Source organism: Terriglobales bacterium, assembly GCA_035454605.1.
GTDB lineage: Bacteria > Acidobacteriota > Terriglobia > Terriglobales > Acidobacteriaceae > DATMAB01.
The window spans coordinates 21,612-37,390 of the sequence record DATIGQ010000048.1; the positions used below are offsets into that span (position 1 = coordinate 21,612).

General features: G+C 64.8%; 16 protein-coding genes and 1 tRNA gene. 4 read left to right on the forward strand and 13 right to left on the reverse strand.

The window, feature by feature from the left end; translation table 11 throughout:
* Positions 1–9: 9 nt before the first annotated feature.
* From VLE48_03250 to VLE48_03260, 3 genes are all read right to left on the reverse strand, one after another.
* Positions 10–297 (reverse strand): MoaD/ThiS family protein, encoded by a 288-nt coding sequence (locus VLE48_03250; protein HSA92002.1) that lies wholly within the window; start codon positions 295–297, stop codon positions 10–12.
* Positions 284–2,821 carry a molybdopterin-dependent oxidoreductase gene (locus VLE48_03255; GenBank protein HSA92003.1) on the reverse strand — a complete coding sequence of 846 codons (2,538 nt, stop codon included), beginning with the start codon at positions 2,819–2,821 and terminating at the stop codon, positions 284–286. The genes VLE48_03250 and VLE48_03255 overlap by 14 nt, the downstream gene beginning before the upstream one ends.
* A 167-nt stretch (positions 2,822–2,988) precedes the next feature.
* Complete coding sequence (locus VLE48_03260; GenBank protein ID HSA92004.1) at positions 2,989–3,558, reverse strand: hypothetical protein; 570 nt, start codon at positions 3,556–3,558, stop codon at positions 2,989–2,991.
* Positions 3,559–3,757: 199 nt separating this feature from the next.
* Between VLE48_03260 and VLE48_03265 the strand changes: the two genes are divergently transcribed.
* Together VLE48_03265 and VLE48_03270 are read left to right on the forward strand one after the other, a co-directional pair.
* On the forward strand, positions 3,758–7,315 hold the full coding sequence (locus VLE48_03265) for a 2-oxoacid:acceptor oxidoreductase family protein (protein ID HSA92005.1): 3,558 nt from the start codon (positions 3,758–3,760) through the stop codon (positions 7,313–7,315).
* 12 nt (positions 7,316–7,327) lie between these two features.
* Complete coding sequence (locus VLE48_03270) at positions 7,328–8,239, forward strand: universal stress protein (protein ID HSA92006.1); 912 nt, start codon at positions 7,328–7,330, stop codon at positions 8,237–8,239.
* Between the two features lie 67 nt (positions 8,240–8,306).
* Here VLE48_03270 and VLE48_03275 read toward each other — a convergent pair whose 3' ends face one another.
* The 9 genes from VLE48_03275 to VLE48_03315 all read right to left on the reverse strand — a co-directional run bounded on the left by VLE48_03275 (position 8,307) and on the right by VLE48_03315 (position 13,592).
* Positions 8,307–8,708: a ribonuclease HI family protein gene (locus tag VLE48_03275; protein ID HSA92007.1), complete on the reverse strand. Its 402-nt coding sequence runs from the start codon at positions 8,706–8,708 to the stop codon at positions 8,307–8,309.
* 537 nt (positions 8,709–9,245) lie between these two features.
* Positions 9,246–9,890, reverse strand: coding sequence for a hypothetical protein (locus VLE48_03280; GenBank protein ID HSA92008.1), 645 nt, complete (start codon positions 9,888–9,890; stop codon positions 9,246–9,248).
* The gene (locus tag VLE48_03285) at positions 9,887–10,069 is read right to left on the reverse strand and encodes a hypothetical protein (GenBank protein HSA92009.1); all 183 of its coding nucleotides are present in this window, start codon (positions 10,067–10,069) and stop codon (positions 9,887–9,889) included. The genes VLE48_03280 and VLE48_03285 overlap by 4 nt, the downstream gene beginning before the upstream one ends.
* A 13-nt stretch (positions 10,070–10,082) precedes the next feature.
* Positions 10,083–10,247: a hypothetical protein gene (locus VLE48_03290; GenBank protein ID HSA92010.1), complete on the reverse strand. Its 165-nt coding sequence runs from the start codon at positions 10,245–10,247 to the stop codon at positions 10,083–10,085.
* Positions 10,248–10,272: 25 nt separating this feature from the next.
* Positions 10,273–10,965, reverse strand: a complete 693-nt coding sequence (locus tag VLE48_03295; protein HSA92011.1) for an acyl-CoA thioester hydrolase/BAAT C-terminal domain-containing protein — start codon at positions 10,963–10,965, stop codon at positions 10,273–10,275.
* A gap of 54 nt (positions 10,966–11,019) precedes the next feature.
* Positions 11,020–11,448: a DUF5335 family protein gene (locus VLE48_03300; protein ID HSA92012.1), complete on the reverse strand. Its 429-nt coding sequence runs from the start codon at positions 11,446–11,448 to the stop codon at positions 11,020–11,022.
* A gap of 20 nt (positions 11,449–11,468) precedes the next feature.
* Positions 11,469–12,686, reverse strand: a complete 1,218-nt coding sequence (locus VLE48_03305) for an SRPBCC family protein (GenBank protein ID HSA92013.1) — start codon at positions 12,684–12,686, stop codon at positions 11,469–11,471.
* Complete coding sequence (locus tag VLE48_03310; GenBank protein HSA92014.1) at positions 12,683–12,907, reverse strand: hypothetical protein; 225 nt, start codon at positions 12,905–12,907, stop codon at positions 12,683–12,685. Before VLE48_03310 ends, VLE48_03305 begins: the two co-directional genes overlap by 4 nt.
* Positions 12,908–12,935: 28 nt before the next feature.
* Positions 12,936–13,592 (reverse strand): phosphoribosyltransferase, encoded by a 657-nt coding sequence (locus VLE48_03315; protein ID HSA92015.1) that lies wholly within the window; start codon positions 13,590–13,592, stop codon positions 12,936–12,938.
* Between the two features lie 234 nt (positions 13,593–13,826).
* Between VLE48_03315 and VLE48_03320 the strand changes: the two genes are divergently transcribed.
* Positions 13,827–14,684: a universal stress protein gene (locus VLE48_03320; GenBank protein ID HSA92016.1), complete on the forward strand. Its 858-nt coding sequence runs from the start codon at positions 13,827–13,829 to the stop codon at positions 14,682–14,684.
* 196 nt (positions 14,685–14,880) lie between these two features.
* Here VLE48_03320 and VLE48_03325 read toward each other — a convergent pair.
* Positions 14,881–14,957 (reverse strand) — tRNA-Met (locus VLE48_03325).
* A 235-nt stretch (positions 14,958–15,192) separates the two neighbouring features.
* Between VLE48_03325 and VLE48_03330 the strand changes: the two genes are divergently transcribed.
* Positions 15,193–15,779: 3-deoxy-manno-octulosonate cytidylyltransferase (locus VLE48_03330; GenBank protein HSA92017.1), on the forward strand; the 587-nt coding region annotated here is incomplete at its 3' end.

The following is a 15,779-nucleotide window of genomic DNA, read 5'->3' on the forward strand; positions in this document are numbered from 1 at the left end:
TCCTCCCGGTTAGCCGCCGTGCAGATGGCGCAGGATCGCCATGGTCACAACCTGCTCGCCGCCCTGCAGCGGGCGTTCGAGCTGGTCGGGTTTGAGGCTGAAGCCGTCCACCAGGACGGCGAAATCGCCACGCAGCCTGCCTTCGCAGGTGAGGTTGGCATAGAGGTTGCTCCCGTCGGTGGTGGCGAGTGAACGAAGCAGGTCCGCCACGGTGCCCTGCTCGAAGGGGACGGTGCGCTTGGAGAAGCCAAGCAGCTTGCGCGCCGTGCCCAGCGCGGCGACATCAATCGTGGGCATGGCGAGCCTCCTGCCCCCACTTGGGAGCAATCTCCAAACGTACACGTGCGGTGGATTCCAGGCCGCCGGTGGCATTGTCGGTGTAGCGCATGGAGCCGGTAAGCAACCGGTTGAAGTGGCTGCCCTTCACACGCACCTCACGATTGGTGACGAACTCGCGGGTGATGGCGTTGCTGACTCCCAGCACCTGCGGGTGGATGCCTTCGACCACCTGGGCCACGCCCTCGATCCAGCTTGCCGGCGAAGTGAGGCGGATGCGGGTCCCGGTGCGAATGCCGAACTTGGCCGCGGTCTGGGCGTTGATCAGGATGCCTCCGTGCACCGCGTCCTTCTCGCTGACCTCGGTGAGCCAGGGCATCACCATGGTGTCGGCGAAGGTGTGCAGCACCTCCTTGAAGGTGATGGCGTAGAAGGGATAGCCGCGGGCGCCGTCCTCGATGACCGGCGACGGTTTCCAGAAGGGCAGGGACTTGTAGTTGTCGAACGGCCAATCCTTGATGCCGGCCTCTTCCATCTTCTTGCGCAGGTCTTCGCCCGTGCGCTGGATGAACTCGAAGTAGAAAGGCACGCGCAGATTGCCGTATGGCATGAAGGTCTCATCGGCGGTGCGAGGACGGACGGCGTGGCCGTTCTGCTTGAACCATTCCAGGCCGCGGTCGTCGCCATAGATGGAGCGCGCGTAGCGGTCCCAAAGTTCCTCGACGCTGTAGCGCTGCTCGGGGTCGAGCAGGTATTGCGGCTTCTGGGTGAAGCCGCAGACCACGTTGAGCAGGTCGTTCCAGTCGTCGCGGAAGCCCAGGCGCTCCGCCAGTTCGGTGAGGATCTCGTAGGCGTCCTTGGTGTCACCCAGCGGCTGGACCACGGGCTGGCGCACGGAGTGCCCGGTCACGACCGGCGGCTCCAGGCAATTCAGCAGTGTGGACTCCAGGAACGTCTGGTCGGGCAGGAAGATGTCGGCCCACTCGGTAGATTCAGTGCGGTGGATGTCGATAGCGACCACGAACTTCATGCGACGCATGATCCGCTCCACCTTGTCTGTCTCGGGCATGTTCCACAGCGGGTTGGAGTGATACAGCAGCATGGCCTCGGGGTGGTACTGCAGGCCGAACCGCTCCGGCTCCAGCAAGGTTTCGGTATTGAGCTGGCCGGCGTCGAAGCCGATGGGGAACCACTCCATCAGGTGCGTCGAGTCCGGCGGGTACTTGAACGGCGGGGCCGGGTGGAGCTGATGCGGCTCCGGCTTCAGCATGCCGTCCTCGCCCGGGCTGACGAAGAAACCGCGATGGTCCAGCGGCACGCCCAGGTGGCCTCCCGGGACATCCAGATTGCCCACCAGCATGTTGAACATTTTGTAGGTCAGGTTGTCGAACAGGCCGTTGGCGTGCGATTGCGAGCCGCGGTAGTAGTTGAGCGCCGCCGGGCGGAAGGGATACGTCTTGCCTTCGATCTCGATGGTCGAGCCGATCTGGGCCGCGTCCACGAACTCGCGGGCGATGCGGCGGATGGTAGCCGCCGGCACGGTGGTGACCTCGCTCATGCGCTCGGGGGTGTAGTTCACCAGGATGTTCTTCCAGAGTTGAAAGCCGGTGCGATAGCGACGGCCATCCACCAGGAACACCCCTTCGAGCGTCATGGCTTCCGGAGGAACAAAGTCCCAGGCTGCGGGGGCGCCGATGCGCGTGTCCCAGACCTGGGCCTTGCCGTCCTCGCCGCGGAAAAGGTGGCCATCGTCCTGCACCAGATACGGCGCGTTCGTGCGGTCGCGCAGGAATTCGCGGTCGAAGCGGTTCAGTTCGTGAATCAGCACGTGCGCCATGCCCAGCACAAAGGCGCGGTCCGTGCCCGGCAGAATGGGAACCCACTCGTTGGCCTTGGCGGCCGCCACCGAGTTGCGCGGGTCGAGCACTACCAGCCTCATGCCGCGCATGCGGGCGTCGGCCATGCGCTTGGAGCTGCCGGAAACGTGCAGGTGTGAGGAGAAACCGTCGCCGGAGCCGATCTGGATCCAGTAGTTGCAGCGCTCGTAGTCGTTGATGGCGGCGAAAGAACCATCCACGGATCCGTTGACCGGGTGGTAGGAGCCGCCGCAGTAGTTCCCCAGCGAGGTGAAGAAATTGGGCGAGCCGAACACTGCCGGCCATCCCCAGAGCAGGATGCGCTGAAAGTCACCGATGGCGCACAGCAGCTTGCGCGGGTCGTCGGCGCGGATCTTGCCCAGTTCGCGGGCGGTGATCTCGAAGGCTTCTTCCCAGGAGATCTTGACCCAGCCGGGATCCTCGCCCGGTCCCTTTTTGGGATTGGTGCGCTTCATGGGGTGAAGGACGCGCGCCGAGTCATAAAGGCGCGACAACCCGGCGTTGCCCTTGGGACACAGCTTGCCGAGGTTGTCGGGATTGGTGGGGTCGCCCTCGATCTTGAGCGCGACACCGTCCTTCACCAGCACCTTGATGCCGCAGCCGTGCAGACACATGCCGCAAGTGCTGGGAACCCAGTTGCCCTGATATGCAGAAGCCGAGGTTGCCATGGCGCGCTTCTCCCGGGCCGCAACTACCGGCCCTGCTGGGGAGCGCTGGACCATGCTGCGGGAGAAAAGCCGCTGGCTCACGCCCCCGTTTGGCTTGGGACTATTTATAAAAGCGCGGGTCGCAGGAGGCTGTGACTAATGTCACCAGCGGATGTGACTGACAGCCATCAAGCTACGTAAGTCGTGTCGTGCGGCGGGCGGTCCACGACGCGCTCCGAGTGCTCGCGTCGGAACGACTCTGCGATGTGGCAGTTCCAGCATACCGGCTGGTGAGTGGCTAGGACTTCCGGCAAACGCTCGGGGTGGACCTCGTCCCACTGCACGGTACGACGGTCGGGAGCGAGCAATGCGGGCCGCTGTTTGAGCCAGTCGATGGTAGCGATGGACTTTCCGCAGAAGGCGCAGTCCTTACCTTCATACCAGCCCGCCACGATGTTCCGTACCAGGCAGTCCTGGGGGTGGTCGGCCACCTGGGTGAGGCAGTCCTGGCCGCAATCGGCGCGTTCCGGCCAGCGAGTGCAGTCCTTCAGGCGCAGGTGCGGGGTACCGACGAGGGCGGTCAAGGCGACACGGCCGGCCTGCACATCGACGGCTTCCGGCGTCTTGCTCTCGGGACAGGTGATCAGCATCTTGCCGCGGAATCGGCGATAGGACCGCACGGCCAGCACCAGGCGCAACAGGACCAGTAGGCCACCCAGGGTAAGGGCGCCGATCAGAAGAAGGTTCGCGAGGGTCACAGCACACCTCCCTTCGCTGCCTTGATTCGACCACCGGAACGTACGAGCGTCTGTGATTGGTGTCACGGGCGGGGGTGATAAACGGCCGCAAAGCGCTCGTGTAACGCGAATCACACCCTGCTGTGACTCTTATCACGGTGTCCTTCCCTCCTGGCGCCGTACGCTGGGGGTGATCGTTGCTCGAGATCGGAGACGCCGTATGTCGCTGCTGAAGGAAGTCATCCTCCCACGACCCCCATCCCCCAAAACAGAGCCGCCTTACCCGGGCATTCGCACGACCGCGGATGGCTCGGGAGCGGTGGTTTGGGTGGAGTCGCACATCTCCCAGGGGGCATGCGCCTATCCCATCACCCCCTCCACCCCCATGGGGGACGGATTCGCCCAGGAATTCGCCAACGGCACCAAGAACCTTTGGAATGAGCCCCTGCAGTTTCTGGAGCCCGAGTCCGAGCACAGCTCGGCGACGGCTTGCGAGGGCTTTGCGCTGGCGGGCGGGCGGGTGGCCAATTTCACCTCCGGCCAGGGCCTGATCCTCATGAAGGAGGTGTTGTACGTCATCGCCGGGAAGCGACTGCCGGTCGTGTTCCACATCGGAGCGCGGGCGTTGACTTCGCATTCGTTGAATGTGCACTGCGGGCACGACGACGTCATGGGCGTGGCCGATTGCGGCTGGGGCATGCTCTTCGGGCGTAACGCCCAGGAAGCCGCCGACCTGGCCTTGATCGCGCGCCGCGTCGCGGAAGCCAGCGAGACTCCCTTCCTGAACGTGCAGGACGGTTTCCTTACCACGCACACCCTGGAGACCGTGAACCTGCCTGAGCCGGAACTGATGCGCGAGTTCGTGGGCGCGCCGGCAACGCGCGTACGCAATCTCTTCGACCCGCTGCATCCGCTGCTGAGCGGCCCGGTACAGAACCAGGACAGCTACATGAAGGGCAAGGTGGCACAGCGCTCCTTCTACGAACGGGTGGCTCCGGAGCTGGCTGCGGCCATGCGTGAGTACTCGAACCTGACGGGACGCGAGTACGGGTTCGTCCAGCCCTACCGCATGGACGACGCGGAGTACGCGCTGGTCGGCATGGGCTCGATGATGGAGACCGCCGAAGCCACCGTCGATCACCTGCGGAGCCGCGGGCTGCGTGTGGGAGCGATCACCGTGGTCAGCTTTCGTCCTTTTCCCGCCCGCGAACTCGCCGAACTGCTCTTCCCATGCAGCGCCTTTGCCGTGATCGAGCGCGCCGACATTCCGCTGGCGGAATCCAATCCCCTCACCGCGGAGATCAAGGCGGCCTTGGCAGACGCGCAGATGGGCGCCGGTGAATTCGCCCGCCTGCCCATGCCCTTGGCTTATTCCGGCGTCGCCGGACTGGGGGGCCGCGACATCCGTCCGGGACATTTTGTGGCTGCCGTCGAAGCCATGGTCGAACGCGACCCGCGCCGCCGCTTCGTGCTGGGTGTCAGGCATCCGGATGCGCTGGAAGTGACCGCCGACCCGGACGTGCGACCGGCGGGTTCGTACTCGTTGCGTGGCCACTCCGTCGGCGGCTTCGGATCGGTGACCACGAACAAGGTGCTGGCCTCGGTAGCCTCCGAGCTTTTTGGGGTGTATGCACAGGCTTTCCCCAAGTACGGCTCGGAGAAAAAGGGTCTGCCGACCAACTATTTCCTCACCCTGGCCAACCAGCCCATCCGGCTGCACGCCGAGCTGAACACGGTGGAGTTCGTCGCCATCCAGGACCAGAACGCGTTCCTGAACTCGGACCCGTTGGCGGGATTGCAGAGGGGCGGCACAGTGCTGGTGCAGTCCAGCCTTCCGCCGGATGAAGTGTGGCGCTGGTTGCCGGCGGAGACACGCCGCACCATCCGTGAGCGCGGACTGAAGCTCTACGCGCTGGACGCGCTGCGCATCGCGCGCGAATCCGCCAGCCGCGCTGACCTGCAGGTGCGCATGCAGGGCATCGTGCTGCTGGGCGCATTTCTGCGCCTGACGCCGTTCCGCGAGGACGCCGGGCTGACCGAGGAACAATTGATCACCGCACTGCGCCGCCCAATGGAAAAATACTTCGGCAAGCGGGGCGAGAAAGTGGTGGCCGACAACCTGGCGGCAGCCAGCCGCGGATATCGCGAAGTGGTCGAAGTCGTGCCTCCGGCAGAAGACAAGGAAACCGCCGCCGCCGCGCTTCCCGTGCATCACCCCCAGTGGCGCTGCCCGTCCGCGCCGGACGTGGTGGCGCCCGAGTTCTGTGACCGCGTGGTAGCCGGCTACAACCGCGGGCGCGAGCAGGATCTGGAAGCCGATGAGTACGTGGCGCGCAGTTTCATGCCGCCCTCCAGCGCCGTCCTGCGCAGTTTCCGTAACCTGGCGCCGGAGATTCCCGTGCTGACCGCCGCGAACTGCGTGGGCTGCATGGACTGCGTCAACCAGTGTCCGGACACGGCCATCCTGGCCAAGGCAGTGCTGCCGTCCGCATTGGAGGAAAAGCTGGCGCGGGTGGAACGTCCGGACCTGCGCAGCGATTTGCGCGCCCGCTTCGTCCAGACCAGCAAGTACTTCGAGCTGCCGCAGAAGCGCGGCGAGCAAGGCGGCCTGTTCGCCATCTTCGTCGATCCCGACAAGTGCAAGGGATGCGGGGAGTGCGTCGTGGCCTGCGGCTCGCACGACGCCCTGCGCATGTCACCCAAGCAGGACCTCGCGATCGAGTCCTACGATCTGGCGATGGACCTCTACCACGCGCTGCCGGAGACGCCCGCACGCTTGCTCAACGAGAAGGCGCTGGGCGACATGATGCTGGCCTCGCGCGCGCTGCTCTACGCCGGCGGCGCGGGTTCCTGCATGGGATGCGGCGAAGCCACGGCTCTGCGGCTGATGCTGGCCGCCACGGGTTTCGTGTACGGAGCGGACCAGATCGGCATCGTGGCGGCCACCGGCTGCAACACGGTGTACGGCTCCACCTACCCGTTCAATCCGTTCGCCGTTCCCTGGACCAACTCGTTGTTTGAGAACGCTCCCGCAGACGCCATGGGCGTCCGCCTGCGCTGGGACCAGGAAGGTCATCACAAGCGTCGCTTGTGGGTAGTGGGCGGGGATGGCGCCATGTTCGATATCGGATTGCAATCCCTCTCGCGCATGCTGAGCTCCGGCATGGACATCAAGGTGCTGGTGCTCGACACCCAGGTCTACTCCAACACCGGCGGGCAGACTTCGACGGCGACCTTCACCAGCCAGGACGCCAAGATGGCGGCCGTGGGCAAAGCACAGCCGGGCAAGCGGGAGCGTCGCAAGGAACTGGCGCAGGTGTTGCTGGCGCATCCCAACGTGTTCGTCGCCCAGAGTACGCCCGCCCACTTGAATCATTTCTACAAAGCGGTGATGGCGGCGAACGAGTTTCCCGGTCCGGCCGTGGTGATTGCCTACGCCACCTGCCAGCCGGAGCACGGTGTGCCGGACGATCAGGCTATGACCCACGCCAAGATGGCGGTGGAATCGCGTGCCTTCCCGCTGCTGATGCATGACCCGCGCAGTGGCGAGCGCATTCGCGAGCGGTTAAGCCTGCGCGGCAATCCGGCCATGAAGGAAGACTGGCCCACGGACCCCAAGACGGATCAGCCGTTCAACTTTGTGAGTTTCGCGCGTACCGAGGGCCGCTTTGCGCGTCACTTCGACGCCGAAGGCCGGCCCGATGAACAACTTTTACTGGCGCAGCAGGACCGGCTGGAGAACTGGCGTCGGCTGCAAGAGATGGCCGGGCTGCGCTGAACGGAGGCAGCCATGCAAGTCCTCGATTCCAAGACGCAGATTGCACTCAAGAACATTCTGTTTGCCACTGATTTTTCCACCTGCTCGGAGAAGGCGCTGCACTACGCCACCGCGCTGGCGCGGCGCTACGGCTCCAAGCTGCACGTCACCCATGTCATGCTGCCGGAAGCCTTCCTGATGGCGCCGCCGGAGGGCTACGTCCTGGGTCCGCCGCGGGCTCCCGTTTCCTACGACCGGGTTCGCGAACAGGCGGAAGCCGACATGGCCGCGCTGGCGCAGTCACCGCTGCTGGGCGGCATCCCCTACGCAACCGTCCTGGGTGAAGGCGAAGTCTCGGCCGTGCTCTGGAAGGTGATGCAGGAGCGGGATATCGACCTCATCGTTCTGGGTACACACGGACGGAAGGGATTCGAGCGCCTGATCCTGGGCTCGGTGGCGGAATACGTGTTCCGTACTTCACCCTGCCCGGTTTTGACCATCGGCCCGAAGGTGTGCAGTGAACCAGAGAAGGCGCTCACGCTAAAGCGCATCCTGTTCGCCACCGACCTCTCAAGCGCAGGGGACCAGGTAGTTCCCTACGCCGTTTCCCTGGCGCAGGAATTCCAGGCGCACCTCACGCTGCTGCATGTGGAGCCCAACGGCAAGAGCTTCTCCTTCGACCGCCACATGGCCGAAGCAGCAGCCCGGCAGCGCCTGCAGGAGATGGTCCCGCAGTGCGGTACCGAACTGTGGTGCAAGCCGCTGGTGGCATTCGGCGACCCCGCGGAAAAGATCGTGGAGCAGGCGCTGGAGCAGGGCGCGGACCTCATTGTGATGGGTGCGCGCCACACGGCGTTCACGGGTGTGGCCACGCACATGGGCGGCGGCACAGCGCACAAGGTGTTGCTGGAAGCTCCCTGCCCGGTGCTGACTATCAGGCATTGAGGTAATGGGCTGCAGGACGGCTGTCAGACAGTAGTGCAGCGCGCTAGGAGGGGACGGCGGAATGCAGCTATTGTGACTGTGCGCGCACGGCGGAGAGCGCCAGGTGGTTGGCCTCGGCGTTGTGCTCGCGGGGCACGTGCGCGATAGAGAAATCCAGGAAGCGAGCCAGCTTGCGGCATGTCCAGTTCAGGGAATAGAGCCGTGAGCTCAGGCACGCGTATTCTCCCCGCATCTGCCGGACCACGACTTCTGAGTCGGAATAGACACGGAGCGTCCGGGCCTTAAGGTTGACGGCGAGTTGCAAGGCTTCCAGCAGGGCCATGTACTCGGCGACGTTGTTGTCCTGGCGGCCGATCCAGCGGGCGATGCGGATCGTGCCTTCGGCTGAACCTTCGATCACTACCCCAATACCCGAGGGCCCGGGATTCCCGTGCGAACCTCCGTCCACGTAGGCGACGAGATTGGACATGTGCAGTTTGTTCCAAACAAAATGCGGCAGAAATGTACTGACCGTCAAGGGCTTTGTGTGGTTCCTCTGTGGAAAGCCCTCCATCGGCGTGATGAACTGCGGCACCGGAGCCTCCACGCCCAGCGTCCGAGTTTTCCACAGTTGCACCAAAATCGGGCGTTGACAAAGAAACGTGCGAAATTTACCTTGGGCCCCGTCGACGGCTGAAAGGGTTGGCTTCCAAAACAGTCGCCAGTCCGAAGTAAGCTGGGTGATCAGTCGGGCGGGGCAACCCGCTGGGCAACTGGACCTGAAAAAACCGACAGCGCCTGCGAGGGCGCGTTGGGGTCCGGGACCGCGAAAGCGGTGATTGCATCGAGGGCCGTGGTGGTGCATGCGTCCACGCTGTTGGCTCCCTCGCAGGAGCTGACGGCTAGAGCATAACCAAAGCCGCGGCCCTTATTATTTTCTCCCCACCTTTTCATTAAGCGACGCCCAGAGTTGCTCTTTACGTCCACGAGGCGCGACCGCAGGAACCTCTGTTCCAGCTAGCGGCAGTTAGGAAACCCGGGCAACGGGTCTCTTCCTATTTCTACGTTGATGATGAGCAGCAGCGCGCGCCGGAGGGATGTGCGCCGACCCTGGCCAACCTACCGCCAGCCGCTGCGAGACTTCCCTTTCCGCCAACCAGCGATCAATCGGGCGGTTCATCAGCAGCACTATGAGTAAGGATAGAGAAATGACGGCGAGGTGGAAGAAATGAAGGTTGGGGAACAAGTGGGCCAATGGCGGCCACGGCTCGTGGGCCATATTCACATTCAGTTCCGGCCGCGCAAAGCGCTCGCTCACGACGATGGCCGCGGGATGCATGATCCAGGCCCACCACCACGCATAGCGTGGCCACACGCGAAGCCCGCGCAGATACACGATCGCGGCCACCGCGGGCGCCGAATGCACCAGTACGGAAGTGGGATAGACCTCACCGCTGAAAAGGATTCCCAGCAGCCAGGTCGGGATGCCGAGCGCAAGATGGAATAACAGCCCGGCGGCGACCGCAGTGCGCGAATCTGCCAGCAAGCCCAGGGCGATTGCGGCAGAGGCCCAGTGGCAGGCCCACAGCATTTCCGTCAGGTTGCCCGCGCCCTTGGTCCAGGCATCCAGCACCATGGCCGCGAGCACGGCAGCCCCGAGCCACGCTCTCATTTCTTCTCCAGTTCCTTCTCCGTGGGATGCGCCGTCTCCTCCGCCGCGTTGCGCAGCGCCAGTTCGGTCCAGATGGCTTCCAGAAGGTCGATCTGCTTCTTCTGGCGGCGATGGTCCGCAATCCACAGAATCAATTCCAGCCCGCCCAGCGCGGCGATGATGACCAAGGCTTCCAGCATGATGGCGTTACCTTCAGCTTCGAAAACCGGCACGCCGCTCGACCGCCGGTATGTTTCTACTCTGCTTGTGAACCCGGCGGTTGCGCACCGGCGGCGTGGGACGCGCAGGACGGCGGACCGCCGCTTTTCCCGCCTGTACGGTTGCCAGGGCTTCTCCGGTTTCCCTGCGGCGTTTCATCGCAGACTCCTTTCCCGCCCAGAATTCAGGCGGCCTGGCGGCCGGCGCCAGCCAGGTGCTGCAAGAACCAGTCGCGCGCCATCCCGGCCACGGTCTCAAGAGCGCCGGGCTCCTCAAAGAGGTGGGTTGCGCGCGGAACCACCTTGAGTTCCTTCACCCCCTTGAGCCGCGCCATGGCCTGACGATTCAGTTCGAGCACCTCTGGATCGGCGCTTCCAACGATCAGCAAGGTGGGAGTTCGGACATGGTCCAGCGCTGGGCCGGCAAGGTCGGGACGGCCGCCGCGCGACACCACGGCTTGCACCGCTTCGGGCAACTCCGCCGCCGCCACCAATGCGGCCGCCGCTCCCGTGCTGGCGCCAAAGCAGCCCACCCGCAGCCAGCGCGTTTCCGGATGCCGCAGGGTCCACTCGATGGCCTCGACTACGCGCCGCGAGAGCATAGGAATATCGAAGCGCAATTCTGCGGAATATTGGTCCACCGCTTCCTCTTCCGGCGTCAGCAGGTCCAAGAGCAGGGTTGCCAGCCGGGCCCGGTTGAGGAACTCCGCGACGTAGCGGTTGCGAGGGCTGTAGCGGCTGCTGCCACTGCCGTGCACGAACAGCACGATGCCGGCGGCGTCCGGGGGAAGGTTCAGATTGCTTTCGAGGAGCGCGCGCCCCGCCGGAACGCGCACGACGCGGCTCGGAATCGGCTGCGCTCGGTTGCCGGTGTCCATGGGGGTCCTTCCTCTCCGGCGGGGGCGCGATGTGGTCTCCGTCGCCCCCTCGTTTCATTGTCCCCAGGCCAGGAAGTCGTCCACCGTTTCCAGCAGCATCGGCGACCGAAAGCGAACCAGTGTAGTAGGCCCGCTCTCACATTCGATCTCCAGGGCCTGATCGGCGCCGCTGATGGTCTGCTTCAGCCACACCCGCGTGGGACGGCGGACGATGTGCGTCAAGTCGCTGGGAATGGTGCCGAACGAGAGCACGATCGAGTCGCCCCTGTCCCGGCGCAATTCGGCAGTGATGCCGCCCAAGGGGCGGTCTTGTACTTCGACCTGTGCTCCGATCTCCCGCCCGAACAACTCCACCGTCACCAGCCATGCCTGGTGCTGACGGCTGAACATTTGGAAAAAGGCTGGCCACTCCTGACGCGGCACCTCGCGGGTCAGCGTCTCCGACCCCGTGGGCCCCGTAGAGGTTTCCTTCACGGCGTTCATGCGCATCCTCGCTTTCTTCGCTAGGTGCTGGCTATCAGATCCATGGGGCCTGCTCCCACTGCCTTCTTGAGCGGCGTTGGAAAATCCTGCCGGGTGACGGTCTCTCCGTGCGCGCGCGTCTTGCCGCGCTCAAACAGCGACTTCAGGCGCGCCAGATCCTCGTCCAGCGCGCTCTTGGGATCGGCTCCGAACAGTTCGGCGATCCAATGGCCCACCAGACCGGCGGGCGGCTGGTAGAACATGCGGATGTGCAGGCGCGTGCTGCCGTCATAGTTGGGATCCAGGCGCACCACTCCGGCATTTTCAATCAGCGATCCGGCCACGCTGCGGAACTCCAGCAGTTCATTGGGCACCGTGCGGGTGATCGTCCCCTCCCAGCCGACTTGGGTGCCAGCCGGTCCGGCAACGCTCCAGCGGTACAGGTTCTCACCCACCTTCTTGACTTCGCGCACATGCGCGAACACCCGTGGGTAGTTCTCCGGGTTTCGCCAGAACTCGAACAGATCGGCTACCGGCGCATCAATGCGCAGGGTTTTTTGCAGCGCAATGGGCGCGGCATGGCGGCCGACGCCGATCAGCCGGCGGAGATCGGCGTTCGTCCAGGCGCGCGCCAGCAGAGCTACGCCTGCAGTCGTGCTCGCCAGGCCTGCAAGATCGCGGCGTGGCGCGCCCCAAGAGGCAAGCAGGCCGCCCGCAACGCCCGCCAGCAAGCGCGTGGCCGGTGACCAGTTCTCTTGCACGAGCTCGAAGCGGCGGCCCGTCCGCGGCACTCCTCCCTGCAGTGCCGAGATGTGTTCCGCGGTCGGCACTTCGCAAAGCCAGTCGGTGGTGCACTTTACCCCCTTGACCTTGCGCACGGCGTCCAATAGCGGATGGAGCTCTTTCTCCAGAATCAGGCCCATGAGCACCACGCTGCCGTCGTAGCAGGTGACGTCGATCGACCCGGGATGTGAGACTACGCGCCCGATCTCGCTGCGGACGCGCCGCTCGAGCACGTCTGGCTCCACCGCTGCCTCGTGCTCGAAGCAAGAGCGTGCCTGAGCCAGCAGCCCCTGGCCACGATGCGCCAGGTCGCGCGCCGTCTTGCCTGCGGCCTGCTCTGCATCGTGAACGACGCCAGCGGCGCGGTCACGAAGGTGCGCCCGGCGCCGGCGCCCGCGGTCCGGGTCGAAGAGGTACATCAAGCCCGCTCCCAGGCCCAGCCCGCCCAGCAAGAGCGAGTATCCTCGCGGGCTCATAGCGCCCTCCTCGCTTCCACCGCCAGGCCCCGGGCGCGCTTCACCACGCCCGACGCGGTTTCCGCAGCCTTGTTCTCGATCTCCTCCAGCGTCCCGACCGTCTTCTCCCGCAACACGGCGCGACGATGACGCCCGCGCTCGGGATCCAGCAGGAACATCAATCCGGCTCCGATCCCGAAACCGAACAGAAACATCAGACTGTGACTCTTCCAGAGATTCATGATTCCTCCTCGCTTGATTGGGCGGTTCTCAGCCGACACGCGTCACCGGCTGAGCCGCTTGCTGCAGCAACCGGTTCACCTCCTGGTCCGTGAGCTGTGCAAAGTCCTGGTACCACTCGCCGATGGCGAGAAATTCCAGGGGCTCCAGAACACAGACCAGTTCATCCGCCAGGCTGCTCAGTTCGGCCACAGCCGATTGAGGCGCCACCGGTACAGCCACCACGATCTCCTTGGCCGCTTGCTCCCGCAGCGCCAGGACCGCAGCGCGCATGGTCGATCCGGTTGCGATGCCGTCGTCCACCAGGATGACCGTCTTGCCTTTGACCTCAGGCGCCGGCCGGCCCGACCGGTACACCCGCTCGCGCCGTTCCAATTCAGCCTGTTCGCGAGCAACTACCGACTCCATGATCTCCGGCGCAAGGGCGAGCGCCTCCGTGACCAGCGGGTTGAGGACACGCGTGCCACCGCTAGCGAGGGCTCCCATGGCCAGCTCCGGCTGAAACGGCACGCCAAGCTTTCGCACCAGAAACACGTCGAGCGGCGCTTCCAGCGCGGCCGCCACCTCGAAGCCTACCGGCACTCCTCCCCGTGGCAAGGCGAGCACCAAAACTCCAGGACGATTGCGATACTTGCTTAGGCGGGAGGCCAGCTGTCGGCCGGCGTCGGCGCGGTCATAGAAAGCCATGACAGCACCTCCGTTCTTCTTCTGAAGTCACCCTATCACCGCGCCCGGAATGGCGGCGTGATGGCAGTCACACCGCGAAGTGACCACGGTCACGGCATGCAATGAGGCGACGCTTGAAACTGAAACTAGCGGGAAGGCGTTGCGGACGTCCCCAAGATCTTCTGCACCCCCTGACCAGAGGACGGTGGTAAGGGACGAGCAACTCCTTCCCACAGTCTTGCCCGGCGGTGGAAGATGAATACTGCGACCGGCGTCCAGATTCGCAACGTGCTTGTGGCTACGGATTTCTCGGCCGGCTCCGATGCCGCATTACACCATGCCCTGGCACTGGCACACCAGCTCAGCAGCAAGATCTTCCTTGCTCACGTTCAGTCGCCTAACGCTTTCGCGGCAGCGGGAGTGCCCGCGGCCGACCCCGACCCCGCACAACAGCCACGGGCTCAGTTGAACGCGCTGGTGCGCTCCGGGATTTTCGAGGACACGGCGCCCGAGGTGCTGGTGGGCACGGGCGCCACATGGGACACACTGGCGCGCATGATCCAGGAAAACTCCATCGACCTGCTGGTGCTCGGCACGCGCGGACGCACCGGACTGGGCAAGCTGCTTCTGGGTTCGGTGACCGAGCAGGCCTTGCGCCGCGCACCCTGCCCGGTGCTGAGCGTCGGACCCCGCCTGGCGGAAACCGCCGGTCCCCGCACCCAGTTCCAGCGCATCGTCTTCGCCACCGACTTTGGCCCGGAGTCACTCCCTGCCCTGCCCTGGGCGATCCATCTTGCCCGCGAGAGCCAGGCTTCTCTCAGTCTGCTGCATGTCATCGATTTCGCGGACGGGTCTCCTCAGTATCGCGGAGAAGTGCTGCGCCGGTTGGAGGATCTGGTCCCACACGGCGAGGGGCAGGGCTTGCAGCTGCAGTATGCGGTGGAGACCGGAACTCCCGCCGAAGGCATTCTGAAGTTCGCCAACGAGCGCGGCGCCGACCTGATCGTGCTGGGTGTGCATCATCTGGCGCCCCTCGCGGGTCATCGCCCAGACACGCCTGCCTATCACGTCGTGCGCGAGGCGCTCTGCCCGGTGCTCACCGTGCGGGGTTGAGTCCGCCGCGCCGGTGAAATCTTCCGTAGTATCAGCCCGCCAGTCGCGGTCGACGTTCAACGGCACCAGTCCCAATGGAACCTGGGGCCTCTATGTCGAGATTCCCAAGAAACGCCGCGAGCAAGCCGTGAGTGAGTAGCGCACGGGCAGAACGCACGTGTCCGCTAGTAACGCGGTAGAAAAGCGCAACACAATCTGGTGGCGGCGGTTGGACTCGAACCAACGACCTAGGGATTATGAGACCCTCGCTCTAACCACCTGAGCTACACCGCCATCCTGGTCACGCTTGCTGGCAAAAGAGTTGCCGCGCCTTGCGGGAAGAGGGCCGAAGTCAAGGAGGGCTGGCTCAAACAGCGGCCCAGAAACGATTCTAAGAGTGCGCCTGAGGGGTGTCAAACCAGCAGTGCCAAGCCGGTTGCGATGCTAACATCAGGGCCACGGAGGAACGATTCTGGACGCGATCGCCGTCATCCCGGCGCGACTGGCCTCTACCCGGCTGCCGCGCAAGGTGCTGCGCGCGGTGGCGGGACGGCCGCTGCTGGCCTGGGTGGTGGAGGCGGCGCGCGCCTGCCGGGGCCTGCGAGAAGTCATTGTGGCGACGGACTCCGAGGAAGTGCTGGCCCTGTGCCGTACCCAAGGATGGACGGGGCGCATGACCTCGGCGAAGCATCGGTCGGGCACCGAGCGCGTGCACGAAGTGGCGCATGCGGTGGCGGCCGACGTCTACGTCAACGTCCAGGGTGACGAGCCGTTATTACAACCCGCACACATCGACCTGCTGCTCGCTACCATGCGCGACCCGAAGGTGCTGGTGGCGACGCTGAAGACGCCGTGCGCTGCGGCGGACATCAACAATCCCAATGCTGTGAAGGTGGTCACCGATCTCGCGGGGCGGGCGCTCTATTTTTCCCGCTCCCCGGTTCCGCACGACCGCGACGCCTCGGGAGCCGTCCGCTACTTCAAGCACCTGGGGGTCTATGCCTACCGGCGCGCGGCGCTCGACCGCTTCTGCGCGTTGCCAGAGTCGCCGCTGGAACGCGGCGAGCGCCTGGAGCAGTTGCGCTTCCTCGAAAACGACATCCCCATCCAGGTCGC